The 24192-nt window shown below is 56.4% G+C and carries 19 protein-coding genes; 13 read left to right on the top strand and 6 right to left on the bottom strand.

Annotated features, from left to right (window positions below; translation table 11 throughout):
- Positions 1-121 precede the first annotated feature (121 nt).
- Positions 122-928, top strand: a complete 807-nt coding sequence (locus KJZ99_06165; GenBank protein ID MCL4305479.1) for a methyltransferase domain-containing protein — start codon at positions 122-124, stop codon at positions 926-928.
- On the opposite strand, the gene KJZ99_06160 is transcribed toward KJZ99_06165, so the two are convergent.
- The gene (locus KJZ99_06160) at positions 925-2448 is read right to left on the bottom strand and encodes an oligosaccharide flippase family protein (GenBank protein MCL4305478.1); all 1524 of its coding nucleotides are present in this window, start codon (positions 2446-2448) and stop codon (positions 925-927) included. The two genes, KJZ99_06165 and KJZ99_06160, sit on opposite strands and share 4 nt — an antisense overlap.
- 26 nt (positions 2449-2474) lie before the next feature.
- On the opposite strand from KJZ99_06160, the gene KJZ99_06155 reads away from it, so the two are divergent.
- A complete protein-coding gene (locus KJZ99_06155; GenBank protein MCL4305477.1) occupies positions 2475-4163 on the top strand; it encodes a hypothetical protein in 1689 nt (562 codons plus the stop codon).
- Positions 4160-5293 (top strand): glycosyltransferase family 4 protein, encoded by a 1134-nt coding sequence (locus KJZ99_06150; GenBank protein MCL4305476.1) that lies wholly within the window; start codon positions 4160-4162, stop codon positions 5291-5293. Before KJZ99_06155 ends, KJZ99_06150 begins: the two co-directional genes overlap by 4 nt.
- Before the next feature lie 65 nt (positions 5294-5358).
- On the opposite strand, the gene KJZ99_06145 is transcribed toward KJZ99_06150, so the two are convergent.
- From KJZ99_06145 to KJZ99_06135, 3 genes are read right to left on the bottom strand one after another with little or no spacing between them, the layout of a single operon-like run.
- On the bottom strand, positions 5359-5556 hold the full coding sequence (locus KJZ99_06145; GenBank protein MCL4305475.1) for a hypothetical protein: 198 nt from the start codon (positions 5554-5556) through the stop codon (positions 5359-5361).
- A 44-nt stretch (positions 5557-5600) separates the two neighbouring features.
- Positions 5601-7835, bottom strand: a complete 2235-nt coding sequence (feoB, locus tag KJZ99_06140; GenBank protein MCL4305474.1) for a ferrous iron transport protein B — start codon at positions 7833-7835, stop codon at positions 5601-5603.
- The gene (locus KJZ99_06135; protein MCL4305473.1) at positions 7832-8050 is read right to left on the bottom strand and encodes a ferrous iron transport protein A; all 219 of its coding nucleotides are present in this window, start codon (positions 8048-8050) and stop codon (positions 7832-7834) included. The genes feoB and KJZ99_06135 overlap by 4 nt, the downstream gene beginning before the upstream one ends.
- A gap of 265 nt (positions 8051-8315) precedes the next feature.
- Here KJZ99_06135 and KJZ99_06130 point away from each other — a divergent pair, with 265 nt between their 5' ends.
- From KJZ99_06130 to KJZ99_06105, 6 genes are all read left to right on the top strand, one after another.
- A complete protein-coding gene (locus KJZ99_06130) occupies positions 8316-9389 on the top strand; it encodes a glycosyltransferase (GenBank protein ID MCL4305472.1) in 1074 nt (357 codons plus the stop codon).
- Positions 9390-9546: 157 nt separating this feature from the next.
- Positions 9547-11793 carry a hypothetical protein gene (locus KJZ99_06125; protein ID MCL4305471.1) on the top strand — a complete coding sequence of 749 codons (2247 nt, stop codon included), beginning with the start codon at positions 9547-9549 and terminating at the stop codon, positions 11791-11793.
- 31 nt (positions 11794-11824) lie between these two features.
- Positions 11825-13663 carry an ABC transporter ATP-binding protein/permease gene (locus KJZ99_06120; GenBank protein MCL4305470.1) on the top strand — a complete coding sequence of 613 codons (1839 nt, stop codon included), beginning with the start codon at positions 11825-11827 and terminating at the stop codon, positions 13661-13663.
- On the top strand, positions 13660-14739 hold the full coding sequence (locus KJZ99_06115) for a glycosyltransferase (GenBank protein MCL4305469.1): 1080 nt from the start codon (positions 13660-13662) through the stop codon (positions 14737-14739). The genes KJZ99_06120 and KJZ99_06115 overlap by 4 nt, the downstream gene beginning before the upstream one ends.
- Positions 14736-16778, top strand: coding sequence for a metallophosphoesterase (locus tag KJZ99_06110; GenBank protein ID MCL4305468.1), 2043 nt, complete (start codon positions 14736-14738; stop codon positions 16776-16778). The genes KJZ99_06115 and KJZ99_06110 overlap by 4 nt, the downstream gene beginning before the upstream one ends.
- Positions 16775-17806: a glycosyltransferase family 9 protein gene (locus KJZ99_06105; protein MCL4305467.1), complete on the top strand. Its 1032-nt coding sequence runs from the start codon at positions 16775-16777 to the stop codon at positions 17804-17806. Before KJZ99_06110 ends, KJZ99_06105 begins: the two co-directional genes overlap by 4 nt.
- A 7-nt stretch (positions 17807-17813) precedes the next feature.
- Here the strand turns inward: KJZ99_06105 and KJZ99_06100 are convergent, their stop codons facing one another.
- Entirely contained in the window at positions 17814-18197 is a 384-nt protein-coding gene (locus tag KJZ99_06100) for a hypothetical protein (GenBank protein ID MCL4305466.1), read from the bottom strand.
- The gene (locus tag KJZ99_06095) at positions 18194-18877 is read right to left on the bottom strand and encodes a hypothetical protein (GenBank protein MCL4305465.1); all 684 of its coding nucleotides are present in this window, start codon (positions 18875-18877) and stop codon (positions 18194-18196) included. The genes KJZ99_06100 and KJZ99_06095 overlap by 4 nt, the downstream gene beginning before the upstream one ends.
- Positions 18878-18949: 72 nt before the next feature.
- Between KJZ99_06095 and KJZ99_06090 the strand changes: the two genes are divergently transcribed.
- The 4 genes from KJZ99_06090 (at position 18950) to KJZ99_06075 (ending at position 24062) form a co-directional block, all read left to right on the top strand.
- The gene (locus KJZ99_06090; GenBank protein ID MCL4305464.1) at positions 18950-20725 is read left to right on the top strand and encodes a M20/M25/M40 family metallo-hydrolase; all 1776 of its coding nucleotides are present in this window, start codon (positions 18950-18952) and stop codon (positions 20723-20725) included.
- A gap of 34 nt (positions 20726-20759) precedes the next feature.
- Positions 20760-21158: a hypothetical protein gene (locus KJZ99_06085; GenBank protein ID MCL4305463.1), complete on the top strand. Its 399-nt coding sequence runs from the start codon at positions 20760-20762 to the stop codon at positions 21156-21158.
- 17 nt (positions 21159-21175) lie between these two features.
- Entirely contained in the window at positions 21176-22222 is a 1047-nt protein-coding gene (locus KJZ99_06080) for a PD40 domain-containing protein (GenBank protein ID MCL4305462.1), read from the top strand.
- Positions 22223-22316: 94 nt separating this feature from the next.
- Positions 22317-24062 carry a hypothetical protein gene (locus tag KJZ99_06075; protein MCL4305461.1) on the top strand — a complete coding sequence of 582 codons (1746 nt, stop codon included), beginning with the start codon at positions 22317-22319 and terminating at the stop codon, positions 24060-24062.
- Positions 24063-24192 lie beyond the last annotated feature (130 nt).

Genomic DNA, 24192 nt, shown 5'->3' with positions numbered 1-24192 from the left:
TGCAATCTATTGTTATCGTTAAGGTTAGTTCGTACCACGTCGCAGCAATTATTGCCACTACCTGTTTGAGATTGTCCAGCCGGACTACCGACAGCAATAACACCACACCACTTTTCCTAATTTGACGTCTTCCGCTCCCCAGAATTCACCCGTAACAAGTCGGGATTCCGAACACAAACCGCTGCCCAAAGGAGCCTTCAAGCTCAGCTACGACGAACAGCTTGCGCTTGTGCCGTGGCCGTTCAAGAGGTATTACAGGACGCTGGCGGAGCGGAACGGATACTATAACCGCACGTTCATGCAGGAATGGGGGAATGGACTGGAGAACGAACCGGTGCTCGAGGCGGGTTGCGGGGATGCGAGTGACCTGACGCGCCGCGAAAAGAAGATGCACTTTCTGGTGGGCATCGATCCGTTGCCCGACGACATCAAGAAAAATCAGGGTCTAAAATTCAAGTGCGTCGGTGTTCTCGAAGACCTGCCCTTTCGTGATGAACAGTTCGCAGGCTACTACAGCGATTCGGTCTACGAGCATATCACCGATCCGGCCAAGTGCTGCAATGAGGCATTCCGCGTGCTGAAACCGGGCGGACGGATTATCATTAACACGAATTCCGTCTTTAACCCGTTCATGTTCCCCAACAAGTTTCTCTCGATCCGCGCTCGTGAATGGATCAAGCGCAAAGCGAAAATCATCAGTCAGGGCACCTATCCCGCGCCGTATCGCATTAATACCGCGCGCCGCTTAAAGAAATACCTGCGCGAGGCAGGCTTTACGGATATCAAAATCTATCGCTGGGGTGTGCCGGCCATGTATCGGCCCAAGTGGGTTCTATTCCTGCTTCTGTGTATGGAGTTGCTTGCTGAACTCCCGCCGTTCGCCGGTCTCAAGCACCGCCTAATGGCAACAGCACGCAAACCCGATTAGAATTTCCAGAGTGGTTTCGGTAGCTTGCTGTTGATAAAGTCGCGCTCCTCTTTTGAGAATCCGCGATTGAGCATCGAGAATCCGATGAACAGCCCGCCAAAAATCAGTGTGCTGGCAATCACGCCGGCCAGACTGCTCAGATAGGGCTTCAGAAAATAGAGAATGACTCCTGCCGCGCCCGCGTTCAGCCAGATACGCAGATTGCCCCAGAAGTCCACTCGGGCTTTCGCGATGCGCTTGACGAAGAAGTATACAAAATTGTTCTGTGCCAGCACCGCAAATCCCGTAATCCACGGCATCACCGCATAACCGTATTTGGGCAGCAGCAGCACACCGGCAACAATCTTCAGCAGCCCAGCAGTCTTGGCGTAGATTAGTATGTCCACGCGCTCGTGATTCTGCATCATCAGACCGAGCGGCATGCGCAGCGAAACCGACGGCAGGAACAATGCCATCACCGCCACGACCGGCCACGCCTCGGCGTAGCGCGCATCGAATAGATAGATGATGACCTCTTTCGACATCACGACCAGCCATATTGCGACGGCCACGGTGGGAAAAAGTGTTGCCTTCATCAGCATCCGAAAACCAAACTCGGCCTTCTCCTTGTTGGCCCCGTACTCGCTGAAAAACAGCGGCTGAATCACCGGCCCGAGCATCTTCATCGGCAGCAGCTTCAGCGCGAAATCGTTAATCCGGTTTGCCAATCCGTAGAAACCCGTGGCCACGCCGCCCAGCATGCTCGACACCAAGAAGAAGTCCGTGGCGACCGACAGCAGCGAAACGCCGATTTCATTCGCGTAGGCAAGCGACGCATACTTGCGCATGCGCGGCCATTCGAGGCCAGTGGAAGCAGGCCCGTCCGCAGTCACGTTTCTGCGCACCGTCCGGTGATAGCTCAAGGCATACAGCAGCACACAGCAGACCAGCGAAATCCCCTCGGCAATCACCACCGCGCTGAAGCTGCGGAAGTAGAAATAGATGCCGCCGAGCAGGAGCAGCCGGACGCTGTTGTAGACAATCGTAACCGTGAAGACTGTGGACTGCCGGAAGACCGCGCTGAACAGCAGGTGATAGACCTCGCTCAGCAGATAGAACAGCGCGCACAGACTGAACAGCCGTAGAATCGCAACATCGTGCGGGAAATTGATCCACGCGCAAATCTGCGGAGCGAACAGATACACCAGCAACAGGAGTCCGCTGCCCGCCAGCAGCTGAACCCGAAAGACTTTTTCGAATATCTCGCGAATGCCGCGCCAGTTGCCTGAGGAAAACAGCTCCGGCACGAAGCGCGTGAGCAGATGCGGAATCCCGAACTGCGAGACCATCGAGAAGTTGATCATCACACCGATGAAGAGCAGCGAATACAGCCCGTACTCCTCTACGGTCAACACGTCCAGCAGCAGACGGATGATGATGTAGGAGAACACCGCCGCTTGTGCCTTCCCCAACAGCGAGAACAGCGTATTGCGCAGCGTGCGGCGGCGCGGTTTGGCGCTATGGTCGGCAGTGCTCGTCAATGTGAAATGGTTGTTACGATTCTACTGTGCATATCCTATACATCTTAGCCCACAACTCGTCCCCGATTCTGCAAAACGCGCCTCGGCTCATCCGCGGACGAAACCTTTCGCTCGCCGAGTTCCGCGACGAAGAAGACGGCCCGTGGTTTCCGCAGCGGCTCGAGGCGGAAACACCGCATGCCTTCTCGCTTTGCGCCGGTCGCTGGCGCGAGGAGCCTGACCTCAAGCGTCCTCTACACTTTCCGGACGGAAATTGGCTTGCTCTGCAGTTCGACAGGCAAACCGATGAGTTGCTTGCGCGCAGCGACCCGTTTCTGCAATTCCGCTGGTATTTCGGACAAATCGGCGAAGCAATCATCCTCTCAAATTCTCTGCGTTGCCTTGCGCGTCATCAGAAAAATCAGTTGTCATTGAATTGGCACTCGGCGCCGCAAGTGTTGCGCTTCGGCTATCTGACAGGCGCGCATACTCCCTTCGAAAAAATCTTCAGTCTGCGCAGTGGTGAAACGCTGTGTGTGCGTAACGGAGATACATCCGTCGAACGCGCGGCCCTGGTCCCCCCCGCCCGTGTGCCACGGGAAGTCTCTACACAGGACATCCGAGATGTTCTGGCCACTGCCGTCCGTGACGACATCGGTGACTCTGAGTCGGTTGTCGTCCCCATCTCCGGCGGAATGGATTCCCGCATCATATTGCGTCTGGCGCTGGACGTGCTGCCACGCGAAGCCATCCATACTGTGACGTTCGGTCATCCCACGTCTCTCGATTTCCGTATTGGTAGACAGGTCGCGCAGGCGCTCGGTGTCAGAAATACCGCGCTGCCGATGGACACTCGCCCGCTCGCCGAGCAGGTCGCTGAAAACTTCACAGTCGGGGAAGGAATGTATTGTGTCATCCCCGAGTATCCGGTTCAATCGCTGCGCGAGGCTGTGCCCGAGAGTTCACTTATTCTCAGCGGCTATATCGGCGACGTTGTATTCGGTTCCTTTGAACCCGACGAAGAACTCGCAACTTCGCACTCCGCCCGCAAATACCTGCATGAGACGGTTGGCGCCGTGCCGGAAAGTGTGGTACAGCGGCTCTTTTCCGACGTGTCAGCCGACGTCCTTCAAGCCACATCCTTTCACGAGGGCGAGCCATTCCTTCGCCAGTACGAGCAGTTTATCTACGACTCGCATCAGATGAACCGTACTAATTTCGCACTCTTCGTAAACCGACGTAATGTCTGCTACGCGACGCCCTTTGTGCACGCCCATGTGCTGCAGCTTGCCTATTCGCTTTCCGCTCAGGAACGGCGCAATGAATCCGCCTTTTTCGCAATGGTGCGCGAACATTTCCCCGAGCTTTGGAATCTTCCCCTTAAGTCAAGCTTCGGCTATCCGCCTGAACTCCGCAATACACGGCGCACCATGCTGATTCGCAGTTGGCGCAAACTGCTCTCCACGATTGACGAAACTCTCGGTGCGCGCTTCGGCAAAATCCTCTATCGTCATCCGCGCCTCAACTACGCGCACCCCCGCGAGTGGCTTGCGTATCCACACCGCGACTTCGTCATTCACTCGCTTGAACGATTGTCGAAATTGCCGCCGTTCGAGACCCGCACTCTGCGCACTCTCCGTGACGATGTCGCGGCCGGCAAGCCGTTGGATTCTTCTGTTCTCAAAGGACTCGTTACGCTTGCACAGTGGGATGATCAGTACGGAGCGGCGCAGTGAGCAAAGGCAGAATTCTCTTCGTCACGCGCTATCACTTCCTGCGGTTCACCGGTGGCGCGGAGCTGCAGTGCTGGATGCTGGCCACCGAGTTCGCCCGCCGCGGCTGGGATGTTCACTACGTCAGCGAGAACAGCAAACCCGGAATGCCCGAACAGCTTGACGGCGTAACGCTGCACTATCTGCCGGAAGTGGGTTACTGGAAGGAAGGCAATCGCGAGGGAATCGCCGCCGTCATCTCCCAAGTCAATCCCGACGTCGTATACAACCGCGTGTTCAATCTCTACACGTGGCAAGCCATGTCGCTGGCGCCGAAACACGCCGTCACCATTTGGGCCGCAGCCTCCGATGCTGATGCGGCTGTGCTCGGCTTTGTCAAAGAAATGTTCAGGTCAAAAACCATCCCGCAGCTGCTGGTCTTGGCACCGCGCCTGATTCACGCCCGCTACTTCGCACGTAAAGGAGCATTGGCCGCACAAATCAGACTCGCGCAGCACTTCGAACAACAGCAGCACCTGAAAAAGGTTGGCATCGAAACGATTGTCCTGCGCAACAGCTTTCCGCCAACCGATGCGGACGCACTTCAAAAACATGAAGGCCGACCCTCTGTATTCTGGGCGGGATCGGTCAAACGGTGGAAACAGCCGGAACTATTTATCGAACTCGCGCGACGTTGTCAGGACGTGGACTGCGAGTTTGTCATCGCGGGCGAAGTCTTCAAGAAAGAGTATCCTGTCCTGCTCGAGCAAGCCGCGGCGGAGCTGAAAAATTTTCGTTACGCCGGACATGTTCCACTTCAGGAAATCGACCGCTATTTCGCCGCGTCGCATGTGCACGTTAAAACCAGTCAACCCCTCGAAGGCTTCCCCAACACCTTTGTGCAGGCCTGGCAATACGGCGTTCCCGTCGTCTCTCTCAATGTCGATCCCGACGGCCTACTCAGCCGCGAGCGCTTGGGTGCTGTCGTGCGTTCGATGGACGAGCTGGAGGCAAAAGTCCGTGAACTGCTGGCCAACCCGCAGCTGCGCCGTGAAATCGGTGCGCGCGCCAGAGAATTTACGCTTAAAGAATTTAACTTGCACAAGAATGTGGACCGTCTCGAAGAATTGATTCGGGAACGGCACTCCCGCTGAGTTTCCCGCAGCCGACCTCTCGGGGGACCATCAAACAATGCGGGCGCCTGTGCGGCGCCCGTTCGCTATTTCTGTATTGTGATGCGCAGCCGCTCCTGAGCCTTGCGTATCTCGATTATCGGACAGCTGTCGCACGCTTCTGCATGCCCGCTCGACCAGTCCCGTCGACCCTGCCGCAAATGGCGCAGCTTCCGCAGCACCAGGAAGGCCAAGGAGGCTCCGACGCCGAGCGCCACGAGTATCAGGTTTGCCGTATCGGACATTGCGCGTTACCCTGCGATTTGCTCCTCTTCGCTCCCAACTTCCCTTAGTGATATCCCAACAGGCGCCCGCCCTGATAGGTCGCGAACGCTCCTAACCAGGCCAAGATGCTCATATAAGTCACCATAAAGGCCGGCCACCGCCATGAATTGGTCTCACGCCTCACGATTGCCACCGTCGACATGCACTGGCAGGCCAGCACGAAAAACACCATCAGCGCCAAGCCGACTAACGGCGTGTATATCAGCGTGCCGCTGTCGCTCCGTGCCGTCCGCAGTGTCTCGCACAGCGTCACGTCGTTCTCTTCCGAATAGGTAACTCCATGTACCACCGCCAGCGAGCTTACAAAGACCTCCCGTGCCGCAAAACTCGCCAGAATTCCCACACCCATCCTCCAGTCAAAGCCGAGCGGCTTCAGCACCGGTTCGATGAATTTGCCGATCTGTCCGCCCAGCGAATGCTCAAGCCGCAGCGAAGACTCCCGCGCGTCAATCTCGGCAATGGCCGCATCCTGCGCCGAGCGGTCCAAGCGGGTGTTCGCCTCAACCTGTGCTCGCGCCCGCTCAAAAGGAGCCGCATCCGTCTCCTTCACCTGCACATTCATCAGTGCCCACAGCACCACAGTCGCCGCCAGAATCACAGTCCCCGCCCGCACCACAAACAGCTTTGCGCGATCCAGCAGATTGATCACTACTGAACGCAAAGACGGCCACTTATAGGTCGGCAATTCCAAATACAACGGCGGCGGCGGACTCCTGAGAATCGTCTGCTTAAACAGCGCCGCAATCCCGATGCCGGCAAACACCGAGAGCAAATACATGCTCATCAGCACAAGTCCACCCACCGTGAACACGCCCAGCACCCGGTGATTCGCCGCGAACACCGTCCCGATAATCAAAGTATAGACCGGCAGGCGCGCACTGCATGACATCAACGGTGCGACCAGAATGGTCACCAGCCGGTCCTTGCGCGAGGCAATCGTTCGCGTTGCCATAATCCCCGGTATTGCGCACGCGAAACTCGACAGCAACGGCACGAAGGCGCGTCCGTCCAAACCGACTTTCGACATGATACGGTCCATCAGAAACGCCGCGCGCGCCATATAGCCGGAGTCTTCCAGTATTCCGATAAAGAAAAACAGCAGCAGTATCTGCGGCAGAAACACCACCACATTCCCGAATCCAGCCACCGCGCCGTCCACCACCATACTCCTGAACAAACCCTCCGGCAGCAGACTTCCAATGCCGTTCGACAACCCGCCAATCAGCTCTTCGGTCAGCCCCATCGCCGGTTCGGCCCACGAAAATATCGACTGAAACACAAAGGCCATCGTCCCCAGAAACACCAGCGGGCCGAACAGCCGGTGCAGCAAAACTCGGTCGAGCAGTTCCGTAATCCGGTGCGGGCGGTCCAACTCTACGGCTGCCGACAGCACCATCAAATCTTTCAAATATTGGTAGCGGCCGCTCGTTTCAATCGCCCGCACTTCCCGCGTGGTCAATTCATACCGGTTGAGCACCCGCTTCGTCAGCGCGGCCTTGGTCGGTGGAATCTTCACCGCTTCGTCACCGTCCAAAGTGGAAATCAGCAGCCACAGAGCTTCCGCACGTGCGTGCTCTGCGTCCGTTAGTTTGCTTTGAATCAACCCCTCGCTAAGTTCCTGAACCGGCGCCTCCAACGTGTCGGGCAGCTTATCAATGAACCGAGGAATTGTGCCGCTTGGCTCGCTGACGCGCTGAGAAAGTTCCAGACTGGCTAATAGCTGCTCCACTCCTTCACCCGACCGCGCCACAATCGGTATCACCGGACAGCCAATGGCAGTCGCAAGTTTCGCGGGGTCAATTTGAAACCCGCGCTCGCGCGCCAAATCCATCATATTTAACGCAACCACCAGCGGCATGCCCATGTCGCGCAACTGAGTCGCCAAATACAGATTGCGCCGCAAGTTTGTCGCATCCAATACCACCACCACCGCGTCCGGTCGCCGCAGTCCCTGACTCACTCCCGACAATACGTCGTGCGAAATCTGCTCCTCCGGCGAGCGCGCCGCAACACTGTAGCTGCCCGGCAAATCCACAAGGTCTATCACTTCACCGGAGGCTAACGTGATGCTGCCCGTTTTGCGCTCGACCGTCACTCCGGGATAGTTGCCAACCTTCTGCCGTGCTCCCGTCAACCGGTTGAACAGCGTCGTCTTCCCCGAGTTCGGGTTACCCGCAATAGCAATAAGCCGACGTGTTTGCGTCGGCGTCTGAACTTCAGGGCGTGGACTTACGGTCATTCGGAAGTGTCGGGAAGCGGCGAAACCACAAGATGCTTGGCGTCCTCGCGGCGGACGGCCAATGTGCAGCCCGGCAGACGGAGGCTATACGGACTATTTAAGGGCGCCGTCCGCTCAATCACAACATTCGTCCCCGGCACCAGCCCCATTTCCATCAGCCGGAGCAGGTTGTCCGAGGGATCTTCAATCTCAATTAACTGACATCGACTGCCCACAGGTAGGCAGTCCAAATGGCAAAGAGTGTCCGACGAGCCGGAAAGCTCGCAGGTAAGACATTTATAATGTTTGGATTGCGTTTTCAAAGTTAGATTTATCTAACTTTCTTTGTGTAATCTTCGAGGCTTCTAACCTAACGACTCCCAATATGCGAAAAAAAGCGCGATGAGTCAAGAATCTGTAGTATTAGATACATGCGGGCTTTTGACTCTCCCTGCTATTTTGTCGATATTTATAGATTGTCATTGACCCCCGAATCTTCCCTTGCGAATTTTGTTTTCCAATGCCTCGCTGATGTGGGGCGGTAACGAGAAATGGACCCTGAAAGCCGCTGACACGCTGGCCTCGCGAGGTCATGAGGTCACCGTTGCAGTCCGCACTCTTAAACTCTGGGAAAGCCGCCAAAGCTCCCCGAATGTGCGTTGGCTCGAACTACCATTCACGAACGATGCCGACCTAAGCACCATCTGGAGCCTTCACCGCTTTCTCAAGCGTGAGAAGATCGACATTTTTCTGCCAACCCGCAGCCGCGACTACTGGCTGGGCGGCTTTGCCGCGCTTGGCACGCGCGCCAAATATGTCATGCGCATGGGAATCACCCGCACGCTGCCCGACACCATCAAAGAGCGACTGCGCTATGGGGTCTGGCCGGATGGAATCATCGTCAATGCCGAAGCTGTCAAAGAGTCGCTGGTCAAGCATTCGTGGGTGAAAGGCGAACGCATTCGCGTCATTTATAACGGAGTGGACAGCGACGCGCATCCGCAATCTTCTGCCAAACGCCCCGGACCGGCCGAACCGATTCTCGTTTTAGCCGCCGGACGCGTGGAAACCGACAAGGGCTTTGATGTTCTGATTGATGCGATGGCTCTGGCTGTCCGAAAGGAACCGCGCCTGATCTGCGAAATCTGGGGCAGCGGTGATCAGGCGGACATTCTGGACGCGCAAATTGAGCGGCTCGACCTCTCCGAATATGTACGCTTGCGCGGCTTCACACAGCATCTCTCACGTGAACTCGCCCGCGCGCAGCTTTCCGTTTCCTCGTCCTATCGAGAAGGCGTTTCAAATTTTATTCTCGAATCCTGGGCCGCCGGTGTGCCGATTGTCGCTACGGCCATCGAAGGCTCGGCGGAAATTGTGCACGACCGGAAGCGCGGCCTGCTCGTTCCACCGGGCGACGCGCAGAAGATGAGCGAAGCGATTCTCGAAATGGCGCGCGACGTAACCCTGCGCGACACCTGCATTGCCGGCGGCAAGTCGGCTATCGAAACCACACATAACTGGACAACCATGGCGAAGAAGATGGAAGAGTTCTTCACGGAACTTCTGTCATCCTGAACGAAGTGAAGGATCCCTCCATAGATCGAACCAATTTAGACTGTGAGTCAAGACTCCTTCAGTTTCAAAACGTCACCCTCCAAACTTGACACCTGATAGCATGATAGACAAGAATAACTACACTTTCTTAAGATGTCCTGCATGCGGACGGGAAACCATGAGAATTTCGTTGGATGATATCTTGATCATTCAACAGAAAGGCACTCCCGTCCTGAACCCCATGCAGAAAGGCGGACTTTGTGAGGTATGTCGCCATCGAGCCCCAAGCATGATCCCGCCCGCTCTCAATCTGCGACACGAACAATCCGTCCGGCAGTATCTGCGTTGGTACATGAAGCAAGACAAGAGCGCGCTTTCATATAAGGACATGGATAGGGCAAGGCTCTGTGCATTTGTGTTGAAGGAACTCGATACAGCCGACAAGTATCTGTTTGAGTGGATTCTTGCCAAGGCAAGAATTAGTCTGAAGAAGCTCGAGAAACTCGAGGGCAATCCCGTAGAGTTCATTGAGCGGGAAAGACAGAAATTACTTCCGGACATCAAACAGAAATGGCCAGAGTTGTCTGACGAAGAAGTACAGCATGTGGCAAAGGCGAAGGTTAATGAAGCGGTCTGCGAACTCCTTGAAATAGAAACGCCGGAAACTTATTACCCAATCTATAGATTACGCGAAGAATGGGATTTCCTTGGCACATTCCGACAGCGCGTAGTCGAAGTATTAATCATGGAATGGAAACTCCTTCATAATTTCCCAAATCTTCACACGCTTGTCTCGCATGATATGATTGGCGATGAACAAGAAAAAGCACCAGTAGATCTGCTAAGCCTCGATTGCGAAATATCAATGTATGGCCTATGGAATGCTCACGACCAATTTGTTCATTTGCTTCTCTATTCTTTTCATATGATCGAAGAAGCACCTTTTGATGAGCTTGACTCTTATCATACTTGGGATTGGTTAGCAACTCTTGATCGAATAAACGAATTTGAAATAGATGACACTCTTTTGACCACTTCCCTGAATGTTGCTGAAGCCGTTCTTATTGCGCGCCTTTGCTACCTTTTACATCCAGAACGCTTTACAGAGACTATTCTCTGTGCTGCAGCAAGAAGCGTAGCTGCGTATATTCTCTATCCTGTACATTCGAGTTCTCTAATCAGTGATCCGCTGAGTTATCTTGCAGAATACGGATTCGTACTTGAGATAACAGTTGAAGATTTTCTCTTGGGACAAGTACAAAGTATTGCAAGAAGTGTCCTATCAAATGAGACCAAAGTTTCATACAAATCGGATCTCGCCGTGATTCGTGAGTCGTTGGAGAGTCTATTAGTGGCAGTACGCTCAAAGCCAGAGCTTGCTAGACATGTCGACACTTTTGGCGCGCTGATAGATATATTTAGAAATGTTCAAGAATTATCTGAAGCAAAGAGTCAAGGCGAAGAGGATGCAATACTGGCCGACTTTGAAACAGCGGTTTTGCAAGTACCCGAAGATCCCATTGAAGCAGTCTTGAGATATTTGCCTGACCAGAAGGAAGAGAGTAGTGCTCTTTCATATGAGTTGGGAGCTTTTCTAGACAAGTTCTACCCGTTGACCCAGATTCTAAATGCATGCACGGCGCAGTCGCTTTCAACTACTCCTCGCAGTATTTTGAGTATGCACCCGCGCTACAGAGAATTGGGAAGGAAGGCTGGAGCGCGCGCGTTGGAACACGGAGTTAGTAAGGAACTGCGACGGCGAATCTATGATCATTGGCCCGAGTTATCTGTGCCCCATATCGTCAAAACACTTGAGGGCCTCAAGGGGCTTGGACATGACTTCAGCTTAACAGTCTTTCAGCGCCTGATTGAATCGCAGCATTATATGGAAGAGAAGTTTGTGGAAATCGGAAGCTTTTCTGGTCTACTCCCGACTAAAGTCTTTAGCGATCACAACGTGAGAATGGTAGACATTGGCGAGAGACTCGCAACCCTCGAGCGAGCTATGAGAGCCAAACTTCGGGACCTCTTCTCTGATAATCCAAAGGTTCTTGAATCTTCTGAACTCTGGTCGGAGCGGAATTGGGGTGAAATTCAAGAGAGGGAAAAAATGTTTAAGACTAACATGCGCGCCATTGGTGTGAAGATCTGTGCGCAGAGCTTCGCGGACTTTGCGAACTTTAGTGACTTAGCATTCGCTATACGGAATCGAGTTGCTAGTCCTAACCGTGAGCCTAAAGTGTTACCGTGTTTCAAGAGTACTGAACACAAATACGATGAGCTCAACGCGGCCATAAGTCGTGTGCGTGCCTTTAGAAATGCGTGGGCACACCATGCGCCGATTGAGTCAGGATTTGAAAAGTTTGATGAGAGCTACAACTATGTTCTTGATTGGGTGAACTCGTTAGAAAAGTTAGAGCAGTAGCGTCGAATTCGATATAATTGACAGATTCATCTTGACCACCTACCTACGTTTCATAAATCCTTTCAAGCGCTACCCGCGGCACCTCGTGCTGACCGGGCTGGCGACGCTCTGCTATGTCGTGTTCAACACGCTCTCGATCTGGCTGATCGCTCCGGTGCTGAATCTCATCTTTCTGCCCGACAAAGCCGACGCGTCGCAGCACACCGAAGTGCTCACCGGCGGTTTGCGCGGCCTCTACGACGGCTTGAAGCAGTGGTCGTGGGAACTGCTCGGCAGCGGCGACCCGCAAGTCGTGCTGCCGCGTCTCTGTGTCGCGCTGGTCATCGTCTTCATGTTGAAGAACCTGTTTGCCTATCTGCAACTGCACTTCGTGTCGTTCGTTGAACAGCGCATGATTAAAGACCTGCGCGACCGCGTCTACACGCACGTTATCCGCCAGCCCTACGAATTCTATGACCGAAGCTCTACAGGTGAACTGATGAGCGCGGTGATGAACGACGTCAACACCGTCTCGGTGACGTTTCAAAGAGTGTTCACACAGGCCGTGCGCGACCCGATTACCGTCGTCACGCTGCTGATTCTGTTGTTCAGTATTTCGTGGCAGTTGACGCTCGCCGCGCTGGTCATCGTGCCCGTGTTCGGCGTGCTTTACCGCAAAACCGGCGGAAGTCTCAAACGCAAGTCGGGACGCATTCAGGAAGGCTTGGCCGAAATCACCGCCGCGTTGCAGGAAACCATCAGCGGCTCGCGGCTGATCAAGTCATCGGTCACCGAACCGCACGAGACGGAACGCTTCGAAGCGCGCTCGTTCCGGCTCTTCAAAAATTCTCTTAGGCTGGCGCGGCTCGAACGGCTGGCGTCACCGCTTTCCGAAACAATCGGCGTCATTATTCTGGCTTCCGTGCTTCTGCTTGGCGGACAACAGGTGCTCTCCGGTTCGCTGCTCGACGCGGAAGATTTTATCCGCTTTATCGTCGTGCTGTTCTCCATGCTCGCTCCGGCCCGTGCGGTCGGCGGCCTGCACAACTATCTGCAAATCGGTTCCGCAGCCGGCGCGCGAATCGAGAAGCTGCTCGCCGAACCGATTGAACGCGATGTTACGAGCGGTCTGCAGATTGACGGCTTGTCGCGCGGCGTGACGTTCGACCATGTTTGGTTCCGCTATCCGACTTCCGAACGCTGGGTGCTGCACGACGTCCATCTGGACATTCGCCGCGGTGAACGCATCGCGCTGGTCGGCAGGTCCGGCAGCGGCAAAACCACGATGGCCAATCTGCTGCCGCGCTTTTACTCGCCCGAACGCGGCCGCGTGCTTTGGGACGGTCAGGATATTCAGAACGCCTCACTGTCCACGCTGCGCCGCAACATCAGTCTCGTCAGTCAGGATGTCTTTCTCTTCAATGAGAGCGTGCGCTACAATCTGACCTACGGAATGAACGATGTGCCGGACGCACGGCTGCAGGAGGTTATGCGCCGCGCGCAATGCACGGAATTTGTCAACCGTCTGCCGCAGGGACTCAACACCATCGTCGGCGAACGCGGAGCGCAACTCTCCGGCGGACAAAAACAACGCATCGCGATTGCCCGCGCCTTGCTGAAGGACGCGCCGCTGTTGATTTTCGACGAAGCCACCTCCGCGCTCGACAATGAATCCGAACGACTGATTCAGCAAGCGCTCGAAGAGCTGTTCCAGGCACGCACCGTCATCATCATCGCGCACCGCCTGAGTTCGATTCGCTTCGCCGACCGCGTGATTGTGCTCGACGAAGGCCGGATTGAGGCTGAAGGTAAACACGACGCCCTGCTTGCGACCAGCGACCTCTATCGCACGCTCACGCAACTCTACGAACGCGAAAGCAGCGGCGAGTGAATCTCCTGTTGGTCAATTCCGCCGCGCCGGAGTTGTGGGGGGGCGGCGAAAAGTGGTTTGTGGAAGGCTCGCTGTGGTTCGCTGCACGCGGACACGACGTCACGCTGATTTGCCGGCCGCACTCCAAGTTACTCCTGCGTGCGACGGAGCGCGGCGTGCACTGTGAAAGCTGCACGTTCGGCGGCGACTTCGATCCGTTCGCCCTCGCGCATGCCGTCGGCGTGCTGCGGCGTGCGCGTCCTGATATTGTGTTGACCAACTTTAATAAAGAGAGCTGGCAGTTCGGACTCGCCGGAGCACTCCTGAGTGTTCCTGTCGTTGCGCGGCACGGCTTCACCGTGTGGTCGCACAAGCGGCATCACCGGTTTCTGGCCGAACGTATTGTGCGGCACGTCATTGTCAATGCTGAGAGTATTCGCACTCACTACGCCGAGTTGGGAATCTCGCCACGCGGTGTCAGCGTGATTCCCAACGGCGTTACCGAAACGGAACAGCACGCGGGAGAACTGCGACGGAGATTGAATCTTGCTCACGATGAGCTGCTGCTTGTCGCGGCGGGACGGCTCGAATCGCAGAAGCGTTTCGACAAGCTTCTGACGTTTGTCCGTGAACTGAAGGAGATGCGCAAGGTGACGCTGGCGATATTCGGTAAAGGTCCGCTCGAAAATGAACTGACACAGCAGGCACGGGAGCAAGGTCTGCACGAATGTGTTCGCTTCATGGGATTCAGTCCGGAATTCGCCGCACTGGTTGGAGACGCCGACTTGTTTCTGTTGACGTCTGATGAAGAAGGCACGCCGAACGCGGTGCTGGAAGCAATGGCGGCAGGAGTTCCCGTGCTGGGTTTTGAGGTGGGAGCGATGCGGAGTTTGCTGGATGGAGAGTTGTCCGATAGTTTGGTCCCGCGCGGAAACGACAAGCTGTTCATTGAAAAACTGAAACACCTGACGGCACATCCGGACGAATTGCGTGCAAAGCGCGATTCATACAAGCGTCGCGCGCTGTCGGAGTTTGGATTTGCAACGTCGATGTTGCAATATGAACAGGTCTTAACTGAGGTTGCCCGACGCGCATGAAAGCGGAGCGTGAACAGGTGCTCGGTTCGCTGCTGTTTGCAGTGCTGCTCTGCTGTGGTTGGACGCCGTTTCTGCTGGTGACCGCGAAGTCGGGCATGTATGACGCACCCGTCATCCTCGCGGGCGGCATCTTTGCCATTCTTGCGGCAGGCATGACGTATGACGCGGCGGAACGTCTGCTTGGCAAAGGCAAGGGAGTTTACGCGGCGGCCATCTTCGCGAGCTTCACTCCGGCGGCCATCGTGCTTAGCGAACCTCCGCTGCTCACATCCACTTGTCTGATGTTCGTCACCGCGGCTGCGCTGTGGTTTTCCGCGCGGGCCACGTTCGAAAGCTATCGCGAGCATCTGTTCTTCATCTCCGCACTTGGCGGAATATCGCTTGCCGTATTCGGCGCTTGGCCGCCCGCGCTGCTGCCGCTCGTTACGTTGATAATACTTTTTGAGCGCGCGAAAGCTCCCGTCATCGCGCTGTTCGCTGCGCTGCTGCTGCCCGCCGGCGGACTCATATTCAAGAGTGCGGGCATTCTGCCGCTGCCGGAGTTTGCAGGGTCGCTGCCGAAAATTGCAACGTCGACCTTAGAGACGCTGTTGCTTCCATTGCCGTGGCTGCCGTGGCTGCTGCTCTTATTGCTCTGGCCAAAACGATTGACGGAGGAACGCTGGCCGCGTTTCGTGCTGTTCGCCGTCGCGCTGCTGTTCGCACTTACACTCCTGCTTAACAGCACGTGGCCCGTGATACTGGGAGCCGCCGCGCCGCTCTGTGTGCTGTGTGTCACGGCGTTGGTCGCGCGCTGGTTCGAGGCGCACTCCGAAAACAAGTTGAAGGCGTTGCGCTGGATTGCGCTCTTTACTGCGGCGGGACTGCTGGTGCTGCTCTACGCCCGCATCGTCAGATGGCCTGAGCTGATTCTGTTGCGCAATCACGCTTTGCTTGCGATGATTGCCGCGGTGTTGCTCGTGGTATCTATCGTGCGCGACGCCCGGCGGGTGCTCTTCGGTGTCAGCGTAGTTGCGGCGTGGATCATCGCCGCGCTCTGGTGGCGCTACGCAAATGTCGAGTCGTTCGACGACCTGCCAAAGGAATTCGATCTTGCAGTTTGGATTGCCGTCACTGCAGGCCTCTTCCAAGCGGTCATCCGCAGACTGTACGGCCGGCGCATTCCGCAGCGATTGCGTCAGGCGGGAGAAAAGTTCCGCTTTGACTCCGCGCGCTTTCGCAGATTTGATAAGGCGCAAGGCAGAGAGTGGGAAGCTGAAGCCGTGGATGTGACGCCGGCGAACACCGATGCGCTGCGTCTGGCGATTTTCGGGGACGTGGCCGGTTCGGAGTTTCCGTTCTCTTCACGCGAGAGCGGCTATTACGCGTTTCGCACCATCGTTGAAGAGATTAACCAACGAAATCCAGATGCCGTCGTGTCAACGGGCGACTTGGCCGCACGCGCGACGCATCTTGCCTTTCGCCGTCTGCGTGTGCTGCTCAGACGGGCGAAGTTTCCGCTGCTGGCGACGCCGGGCAATCACGACATCGTTGAACGCGGTGTTGTGCAGCCGCAGTTCTTTCACGCGCTGTTCGGGGCAGACCACGCCGACGTGACGCTCGGCCCTGTGCGACTGATTCTCCTCAACAACGCGTGGGGAAGTCTGGCCGACGAGCAGTGGACATGGATTGAAAAGACTTTCGCACAGCCCTCTTCCGCAGCACACACGCTTGTGTTCTGCCACAAACCGGTGCTCGACCCGCGCGGTGACCAATACTACGGTATGGAGTGGCGGCCGCATGCGGAACGGCTGATGGAACTGTTCGCGGTGCATCGCGTGACGGCCGTGTTTTCCGGTCACATTCATTCGCTGCTGCATGCCGAATACGGCGGAGTTCATTACATCATCTCCGGCGGCGGCGGTTCCAAACTGAAGACTGAGGCTGACGCACATCACTATCTGTGGTGCGAAGCGACTCGGGAATTGTTGACCATTTTGGCGTTTGAACCCGGAAACCGGGACCCACTTTTGAAACTCGAACTTGCGCGCCGCTCGTGAAGCTGACCAAGCCCGCACCGACTCTCGCTCCGAATCGCATCTTGATTGTGCAGCTGCGCCGTATCGGCGACGCGCTGCTCTGCACGCCTGCCATTCGTGCGCTGGCCGAACATTATCCCGGCGCGTGGATTGACTTTCTGGCGGAGTATCCGGCTGAAGAAACCTTACGCGATCATCCGCGACTGCGGAAGCTGTGGGTGGTGCCGTATAAGGGGTTAGGAAAGATTGCGAGCACGGTGCACAAACTTCGCCGCGAACGCTACGACCTTGTGATAGACTTTTTCAGCAATCCGCGCAGCGCACAGATCGTGTTTGCGACCGGAGCGAAGGTGAGGGTGGGGTTGGCGAGAAGAGGCCGCGCGTGGGCATATACGCACGGTGTGATCGAGGAACCGCAGGAAGATAATCTTTATGCGGTGGATTTCCGGCTGGAAATTCTGAAACTGCTCGGCGTTCCGGCTTCGTCCCGCACGCTGGAAATTTACAGCGACACGCACAACGAAGACGCGCGCAAACGCGCCGAACAGATTGTAGACAAGTTGACGGGAGTCGTGGTGGCGGTGGCTGCGGGAAGTTCAAATCCCGCGAAACGCTATCCGGCGGATCTGACCGCGCAAGTCATCGAACTGATGCTCGCGTCGCATCTGCAGGTGGTGTTGACGAGCGGACCGGGTGAACAGGAATACGCGCAGCGCATTCTGAACAAACTCGCGCACAAAGTGCCGCACCTCGACAACGCACACGTGCCGGACCTCGCCGCGCTCTATCGGCATTGCGCGCTGTATGTCGGGCCGGATTCCGGCACGAAACATGTTGCGACGGCCTGCGGGATTCCCACCGTCACTCTGTTCGGGCCGGGCAATCCTGCGAATTGGAACGATCCGCTCGACCGCAGGAACATCGTGCTCGCTGCGCCGTGCAAACTTCGCCCGAAGTGTGACGAATTGGAATGCGTGCGGCTCGGACACCTGCCGATGATTTCTCCGCGCGAAATTATGGGAGCCGCGTTGAAACTGCTGCTGGACTAAGCGGAACTTATCGCCCGCGCAGCTTCTCGATGTCGCGGCGGTCTTTCTTTGTCGGTCTGCGGCCCTGCTCTTTTTTGCCGGATTCGCGCCAGACTTTGTCCGCTTCGAGAATCTGCCGGAACTTCTCAGCGGTCGCGTCGTCGGTGATTTCCTCATACATGCGCGGCGCGTCTTTCTTCGAGAGATTGATGTCCGCCGCTTCGAGAATCCGGAAGGTGCGATAGAGTCCCTTCATGCGAATCTTGAGAACGGAGCCTTCGGCTACGGTATCGTGCGGGTCGGCGAACGTTTCGCCAATCATGATCTTCCCGTCTTTGCAGGCTTCGGTCGCCTGCGTGCGCGATTTATACAGACGCGCGCGATGCAGCCAGATGTCCACGCGCAGTTTCATGAGTGGGTCACCCACTTGTCCGCCGCGTGAATTGACGCGGTGATATGTTCATCGTCAAATCTGCCGTCCGCAAACATCGCCGAGAGAGCGATGACTACGGTCGCGGGCAAGACGCGAAACGACTTGTGCTCGGCACGGGCCAACGCCTCAAAGACGAGCGGAAACTCACTGACAATGGCGCTGATGCGCTCGATTTCTTCATCCGTTGCGCCGAGCGATGTCAGGTCCAGCCGCAAGCCGCTCAGATAGGCGGGCAATTGGTCGCTGACGCGCACGAGCAGCGCGGCCAAGCCGGTCAGCGCCCAACCGTTCAAGCCGCCGCGCACGGCTTCGTCGTGAAAACTGCAAATCCTGTTGAATGCGGTTTCGGAAAGTCCGCAGGCCCAGCGTTCAAGATGCACTTCCTCGACGGTGCGCAGCCGCGCATCCTGCTCTGGAATGTCGGTCGTCCAAGACGGGAACAGCTCTTCAAGCAGTTTGACCGCGTGCAGGACGGCCAGTGCTCGGCCCCGCTCGGGATATGACAGCATACTCCAGAGATAGTCGCGCGCTTCAGAAGGCTTTTCGATGTGCGGCGGTTCGAGAGCAAGCACTTCCGAGAGCATTTCGCGCGACGGCGCCTCGCCGCCCGCTGCCCAATCGGCGGCACTTTGCAGAACTGATTTAACTCGTCTATCCATCTTGCAACTGTCCCTAATTTCCGCTAAGATACACTTTCCCGTTCACACTTTCCACTCCCGCACGGAACTACCATGAAACGACTGACTTTGCTTCTCTTGCTTGCGGCACTCGCAACCAGCGTGTTTGCCAATGAACTTGCGGACCGCCTACGCACGCATATCGAGTATTTGGCCGACGACGCACGCGAAGGCCGCGGTATCGGAACCAAAGGGCTTGATGACGCCGCCGAATATATCGCCCAACAGTTCAAAGCCATCGGTCTGGAACCCGCCTTTGACGGCTCCTACTTTCAGGAGTTCGAAATGGGCTGGGGATTCGCGCTCGGCGAACACAACCGCCTGACCTACAAAGACAAAACAATTGACACGAAAAGCGGAGTCATGCCGCTCGGATTCTCGGCGGCGGGAGAAGTTACCGCACCCGTGCTCTTCGCGGGCTACGGGATTACCGCGCCGGAATACGAATACGACGACTACGAGAATTTCGACGTCAAGGGGGCCATCGTGCTGTGTCTGCGCAAGGAGCCGGGCGAGTTCGATTCGACTTCCAAATTTGAGGGAGTGAATTCCACGCTGCACGCGACGCTGCGCACAAAAGCCAGCAACGCGAAACAGCACGGTGCGCTGGCGATGCTGCTGGTCGAAGGGCCGCTCTACGCCGATACAACTGAAGAGGAAGAGTTGGTCGCGCCGGCTTCGAACGAAGCCTACATCGACTGCGGTATCCCCGTGCTTCGCATCACGCGCAAAGCCGTGAGCGAACTGTTCCCCGAATTCGAACTGGCCAAGCTACAGCGTTCAATTGACTCCAACACTCAGCCGCGCAGTCTGGAAATCACCAAGGACAGTGTGACGATGGTCACGGACCTGTCGCGCGAAGCAGTGGCCGTGAAGAACGTTGGAGCCGTGCTGCGCGGAGGGAATGACGTGCTCGTTATCGGTGCGCACTACGACCATCTCGGTTACGGACAAAGCGGAAGCCTCGATGAGAAGACCAACGTGATTCACAACGGCGCGGACGACAATGCGAGCGGCGTGGCGGGCATGCTGGAAACGATGCGCATGTTGAAGGCGACGTCGGTCAATTCAACCGTTCTGGCAGTTGCGTTTACCGCCGAGGAGACAGGCTTGGGCGGTTCGGGACATCTGGTGAAGCACTTTCCGATGGACCTCGAACGCGTGCGGATGATGCTCAATCTCGACATGGTGGGAAGATTGAATGAAAAAGACGAATTTACCGTATTGGCCTGCAAATCCGCCGAAGAGTTCAGCGGCATTGTGGAGCGCGCGAAGGAAGGCACTGGTCTGACGATTAGCTGCAAGGGCGACGGATACGGCCCATCGGACCATATGAATTTCTATCTGGCGGGCAAGCCGGTGCTGTTCTTCTTCAGCGGCGCGCATGCGGATTATCACAAGTCCACAGACGACGCGCACCTGATAAACTACGACGGCGCGGCGAAAATCACGGAACTTGCCTACAATGTGTTGCGCGAAATTGACGCCGAAAAGTCACCGCTGACTTATGTCAAGACGAGTGAGCCGCCGGATCAGGGTGGCGGAAGCTTCCGCGTGTGGTTTGGTTCGATACCGGATTACTCGCAGCCGGACACGCTGCTCGGCGTGCTGCTCTCCGGTGCGCGCGAAGGCGGCCCCGCGGCGGAAGCGGGCATCAAGGGCGGTGATTTGCTCATACGCATGGGCAAGGTGACGCTCAATAACATCTACGATTTTGTGTTCGCACTGCGCACGTACGCGCCGGGCGACACGGTGGAAGTGGAATACGTGCGCGACGACAAGCGCGAATTGACGCAGGTTGTGCTGAAGGCTCCGCCGCAAAAGCACTAAGATTCGGGCCCGTGTGCGGCGATGGAGCAGGCTGATGTTTTACGTCTATAGTGTTCTATTCTGGTTTGTGCTGCTGGCGATGGCGATTGCCAACGCGGCACTGCGCGAGATGCTGCTCAAGCCGTGGCTGGAAGAGTATCTCGGCAAGGGTGCGCACCAGCTTTCGGTGTTTACGGGATACGCGCTGATGCTGCTGGTGACGATGCTGTTCTTGAAACTACAGCGCGCGCCGTATGTGGACGCCGACTTGTGGAAAGCGGGAGTGCTGTGGTGTGTGATGACGATTGTGTTCGAGTTCGGGTTTGGCCGCGCGCGCGGCATGAGTTGGGAGGAGTTGTTCGCCATGTATCACCTGTGGAAGGGTGAGCTGTGGCCGCTGATGGTTGCCGGGATTATTTTTCTGCCCTGGCTTGCGAAGCGAATGCTGAATTAAGAAATGGAAAACGGGATATGAAAGAGAGTATTATCTGTCTGCTGTTGTGCGCGTCGCTGTCGTTCGCGCAGGCGAACGGTCCGGTGTGGTTTGAGGGAGAGACTCATTTACAGAATGTGAAGCAATTGACGTTCGGTGGTGAGAATGCCGAAGCCTATTTTTCGGCGGACGGGAAGTGGCTGGTGTATCAGTCAACGCGCGACAGTTTTGAGTGCGATCAGATTTTCACGATGAATCTGGAGACGATGGAAAGCAAACTGGTGAGCACGGGCACGGGTGCGACGACGTGTTCATTTTTCGTGCCGGGTCGAGACGAGCTGGTGTTCTGCTCGACGCACGAACACGGCGCGGAGTGTCCGATGAAACCCGACCGCAGTCTGGGGTATGTGTGGGGATTGTTCGAGTTCGACGTGTATTCCTGCAAATTGGACGGCAGCGGCTTGAAGAAGCTCACGAACGAAAAGGGCTACGACGCGGAGGCCGCGGTGTCGCCGGACGGCAAGGAGATTGTGTTTACGTCGGGCCGTGACGGCGATCTCGAACTTTATAAGATGAACATTGACGGCTCGAACGTGCGGCGGCTGACCTATACGGTGGGCTACGACGGCGGGCCGTTCTTTTCTCCGGACGGCAAGCACATTATCTATCGCGCGTTTCATCCGAAGACACCCGAGGAATTTGCGAAGTGGAATCATCTGTGGGAAAAGCAGGCGGTGTCGCCCGTGCGGCTGGAGATCTGGATGATGGACACGAACGGCGGGAATCAGCGGCAGATTACCAATCTGAACAGCGCGAGTTTCTGTCCCTACGTGCATCCGAGCGGCGAGTGGATTATTTTCACGACGACGTGGGCGGACAGCATGGGTGACAAGCGGATGCCGAACTTTGATTTGTTTCGTGTGCGGCCGGACGGCTCGGACCTCGAGCGGTTGACCTATGGGCCGACGTTCGACGGGTTTCCGATGTGGAGTTATGACGGGAAGAAGCTGGTCTGGGCGAGCAATCGCGGGGCGAGCCAGATGAGGGGGGAAACGAACATTTTTATTGCGGATTGGGTGGAATGATATAGTTTGTGTCGAGCCGTTGATAATTTGTTAGCCGTTTGCTACATTTGACGAGTGTGCAGGAGTACAATAGACTTACCAAAGGCAGGTAAACATGAAGTTCAGTAAAACGGTTTGGTGGACGGTTCCGGCACTGACCGTGCTGATTGCGTTGGCCCTGATTGTCAGCTGCAGCAGTGACGACGGCGGCGACGACAACGGCGGGGGTCAGGCTAAGTGGACGATTATGCTCTATGGAGCGGGGAATAACGACCTCGACCTGGCGAACAACGGCACGTCGTATATAGTTCAGGACGTGCAGGACATGCAGAAGGTCGGGAGTCAGCAGGGATTAAACATGATTGCGATGGTCTCGCGTTATGGCGGCGGCGGAAATGCGCGCTACTACAAGGTGGAGTATCATCCGAGCGAGAATCCGAATCAGATTAGTTCCCCGGAGCTTGAGAATCTGGGAACGCGGGACATGTCGGATCCGCAGACGCTCAGAAATTTCATCAACTACTGCAAGGCGAATTTTCCGGCGGAGCGTTATCATCTGATTATTGACGATCACGGCGCGGGCTGGCCGGGAAGCTGCTCGGACGATTTGGCCGGAGCGGGCGGACTGTTGACGCTGCCGGAGACGCGGGAAGCGATCGCGTCGTCGGACTTGGGCCGGGTGGACATTCTGACGTGGCACGCGTGTCTGATGGGGATGGTCGAGGTAGCCTATGAACTGCGCAGCGTGTGTGAATACATGACCGCTTGTCAGTTCGTGATGCCGATGGAGAACATTCTCGGCGCGGACCTTTGGCTCGGCTGGTTGAAGGACAATCAGAGCGCTTCGAACGATCAGTATTCGCGGAAGATTGTGCAGTCGGTGATCGAGCGCGCGCAATTCAAGCAGAAGACGACGCATTACGCGATGATGAAGATGTCGGAGATGCAGAATCTCGGCGCGGCGCTGGGCAATTTCGGCAATATATTGGTGCAGGAGGGCGGACAGCATTGGAACGAAGTGCTGAATGCGTGGAACAGCACGCACGCGACGAATCTTGACAATCCGAAGTATGTGGACGTTCGCGAATTCACGAATCAGATTCAGGCGCAGCCGACGCTGGCGACGATCAACCTGATTAACTCGAATGCGGTGAACGTGCGCAACGCGCTGAACTCGGCAATACCGTTTACGGACACGTACTTTCATTCTCCGACACAGCCGGTGCCGCGCGGCGGTGTGAACGTGTATATTCCGTGGCAGGTGGATCAGTTTGTTCCGGATTCGGTGAGTTACTCGAGTCTGCAATGGCGGGCGACGAACTGGCACTCGTTTATTTCGACCTTCGTGCGCAGTTTGGGTCAGCAATCACCGACGGGCCGCTGCTGCTACAATAATAATCAGTCGTGTCAGGACGTGACGCAGGCGCAGTGCAATCAATTAGGCGGCACGTGGACGCAGGGCGCGACGTGCGCTCAGGGTTGCGGCGGCGGCGGCACGAATTGCGCGACAAACTGCGCGTCGGCCACTCCGATTTCGCTCGGTCAGGTTGTGGAATGCAATTTGACGGGGTCGCGGGGCGATGCGAATTGGCTGCGGGTGAATATCTCCACCGGGCAGTATCGCTTTGAGATGGCGACGTCGGGCGGGAACGACTACGACGTGTATACCTTCTCGCCGTGTGCCAGTCAGCTTGGCTGTATGAGCGAAGCGACGGGGCCGAGCGAGGATTTCGTGTGCAGTTTCAACGGTTCGGGTGAGCTGTTCATCGCGGTGGCGATTTGGGACGGAAGCGGTCCGTTCCAGTTCAGGATTACGCAGGTGGGAATTACGGATGAGCCGGGAGCAGTGGTTCTGAAGTAGCGGCTATTTAAGGATAGTTTGGCTGGCAGGGGCTGTCCCGCGAGGGGTGGCCCCTGTTTTTGTTTGGGTTGGGATTGCGTGTTACATAAAACAATGGTTTAGTTATCTGAAGTGAACGAGTCTAATATAA

The organism is bacterium (assembly GCA_023382385.1).
Classification (GTDB): domain Bacteria; phylum Electryoneota; class RPQS01; order RPQS01; family RPQS01; genus JABWCQ01.
The sequence above is the reverse complement of the archived record's forward strand: the minus strand, read 5'-3'. Positions and strand labels throughout refer to the sequence as shown.

What these genes read in the sequence shown, in the direction of transcription:
- KJZ99_06145 (MCL4305475.1), bottom strand. Translation starts at nt 5,556, where the DNA reads ATGTCCGATACGGCAAACCTGATACTCGTGGCGCTCGGCGTCGGAGCC.
- feoB (MCL4305474.1), bottom strand. Translation starts at nt 7,835, where the DNA reads ATGACCGTAAGTCCACGCCCTGAAGTTCAGACGCCGACGCAAACACGT.
- KJZ99_06125 (MCL4305471.1), top strand. Translation starts at nt 9,547, where the DNA reads ATGAGAATTTCGTTGGATGATATCTTGATCATTCAACAGAAAGGCACT.
- KJZ99_06110 (MCL4305468.1), top strand. Translation starts at nt 14,736, where the DNA reads ATGAAAGCGGAGCGTGAACAGGTGCTCGGTTCGCTGCTGTTTGCAGTG.
- KJZ99_06100 (MCL4305466.1), bottom strand. Translation starts at nt 18,197, where the DNA reads ATGAAACTGCGCGTGGACATCTGGCTGCATCGCGCGCGTCTGTATAAA.
- KJZ99_06095 (MCL4305465.1), bottom strand. Translation starts at nt 18,877, where the DNA reads ATGGATAGACGAGTTAAATCAGTTCTGCAAAGTGCCGCCGATTGGGCA.
- KJZ99_06090 (MCL4305464.1), top strand. Translation starts at nt 18,950, where the DNA reads ATGAAACGACTGACTTTGCTTCTCTTGCTTGCGGCACTCGCAACCAGC.
- KJZ99_06085 (MCL4305463.1), top strand. Translation starts at nt 20,760, where the DNA reads ATGTTTTACGTCTATAGTGTTCTATTCTGGTTTGTGCTGCTGGCGATG.
- KJZ99_06080 (MCL4305462.1), top strand. Translation starts at nt 21,176, where the DNA reads ATGAAAGAGAGTATTATCTGTCTGCTGTTGTGCGCGTCGCTGTCGTTC.
- KJZ99_06075 (MCL4305461.1), top strand. Translation starts at nt 22,317, where the DNA reads ATGAAGTTCAGTAAAACGGTTTGGTGGACGGTTCCGGCACTGACCGTG.